This window comes from Cellulomonas algicola (genome assembly GCF_003851725.1).
Taxonomy (GTDB): Bacteria; Actinomycetota; Actinomycetes; order Actinomycetales; family Cellulomonadaceae; genus Cellulomonas; species Cellulomonas algicola.
Genome location: NZ_BHYL01000131.1, coordinates 1 through 1815 on the forward strand (window position 1 = coordinate 1; position 1815 = coordinate 1815).

Genomic DNA, 1815 nt, shown 5'->3' on the forward strand with positions numbered 1-1815 from the left:
AGGCGACGGTCCGCGCCGCGGTGGCGTGCGCGGCCGCGCGCGGGGCGCAGCTGCTCGTCGGGCGCGTCGTGCGCGAGGTCCGGGACGGCGCCGACGGCGTCGTCGTGGTGCTCGACGACCGCGTGCTGCGCGCGCGGCGGGTCGTGCTCGCGACGGGCGCGTGGCTCGCGACGGGGGAGGCGGCACGCGTCGTCGGGGCACCCGCACGCCGGGTCGTCCAGGCGTGGTTCCGACCCGTGCACGCGGTCGACCGCCGCGCTCCCGGCGACCCGGCGCGTGTCGGCACGTCCGTCGACGCCCTGCCCGGCAGCATCTGGCCCGCGTTCGTGCGGCAGGTCGGCGGGGACCGGTTCTGGGGGCTGCCGGACGTCGACGGTCGCGGCGTGAAGATCGGCGGCTCGTCCCGGCTGCTCGACCCCGACCGGCTCGGTGCGGGCCGTGCCGGGCCGCCCTCACCCGACGAGACGGCCCCGGTCGTCGACTTCGTCCGGACCTGGGTGCCCGCCCTCGCGCCGGACCCCGTCGCCGCGTCGGCGTGCGTCGACGCGTACACGTCCGACGGGGACTTCCTCGTCGGCCGCGTGCCCGGGACGCTCCGGCTCGTCGTGTGCGGCGGGTTCTCCGGCCACGGCTTCACGCACGCGGCCGCTGTCGGTGACCTGGTCGCGGCGCTGTGCGGCCCGGCGGGGCCGTCGGCGGCCGACGTCGAGCTGCTCCGGCCGCACGACCCCGCCCGGACCGCCCGGGCACCGCGCACCGACCACGTCCCGGTCCAGCGCCCCGCACCCGCGACCACGCCCTGAGGAGACGACCCATGCCCGACGCACTGCCCGCCACGCTCGCCCACCGCTACAGCCGCGAGGTGGCCCTGCGCCACGAGCTGCTCTACGGGCGCGGCTACCAGGGCCCGGCCGAGCCGGAGGTGTTCGACGCGCTCGCCGCACGCGCGGGTCTGCGCGCCGGGGCCGAGGTGCTCGACGTCGGCTCGGGCCTGGGCGGCGACGCGTTCCGGCTCGCGACGCGGTTCGGCGTGCGGGTCGTCGGGCTCGACGCGTCGTCCGACATGACGGACCTGGCCCGCGAGCGCCGGGAGGTCGACGCGCCCGGCGCGGACGTCGAGCTCGTGTGCGGCAACGTGCTGACCTCGGACGTCGTGCGCCCCGGCGCGTTCGACGTGGTATGGACGCGCGACGCGGGGGCGTTCCTCACGCACGAGGAGAAGCCGGTCGCGTGGCGCCGGCTGCACGACGCGCTGCGCCCCGGCGGCACGGTGCTCGTCACCGACTACTGCCTGGGCACGTCGGCGGCGTCGGCGGAGTTCGGCCAGCGCATGCTCGCGTGGGGGCAGCACATGCTGACGCTCGACGCGTACGCCGACCTGCTGACGTCGTGCGGCTTCACCGACGTCGTGACCGAGGACCGCACCGCCGACCTGGTCGCGTCGCAGGAGCACGGCCTGCGGGTGCTGGAGGAGCGCGGCGACGACGTGCGCGCGCTGCTGTCACCCGAGGAGCACGCGGACCTGACGCAGCGCTGGCGCACGAAGCTCACGCACAGCACGTCGGGCGAGCTCGTCTGGATGGTCCTCACGGCTCGCCGCTGACCGCGGCCGCCCGCCTGGGCGAGGACGTTCGTCCTGTCCGCGCCGGCACCGGCATCGCCATAGTTATGTCACACGTTATGTCAGGACGGTCGCACCCCGTTCGTCCCCGACCCCTTGTGAGGTAACCCATGGCAGCTCGCTACAACGCGCCCCCGAACTGGCCCGCCCCGCCCGCCGGCTGGACTCCGCCGCCCGGTTGGCAGCCCGACCCG

At 76.6% G+C, this 1815-nt stretch carries 2 protein-coding genes; both read left to right on the plus strand.

Annotation, left to right across the window (positions count from 1 at the left end):
• Positions 1-803: FAD-dependent oxidoreductase (locus tag CTKZ_RS09865; protein WP_124342790.1), on the plus strand; the 803-nt coding region annotated here is incomplete at its 5' end.
• An 11-nt stretch (positions 804-814) separates the two neighbouring features.
• On the plus strand, positions 815-1603 hold the full coding sequence (locus CTKZ_RS09870) for a methyltransferase domain-containing protein (protein WP_124342791.1): 789 nt from the start codon (positions 815-817) through the stop codon (positions 1601-1603).
• Positions 1604-1815: the final 212 nt, after the last annotated feature.

Coding starts and splice junctions, on each gene's coding strand:
- CTKZ_RS09870 (WP_124342791.1), top strand. CDS start 815: ATGCCCGACGCACTGCCCGCCACGCTCGCCCACCGCTACAGCCGCGAG.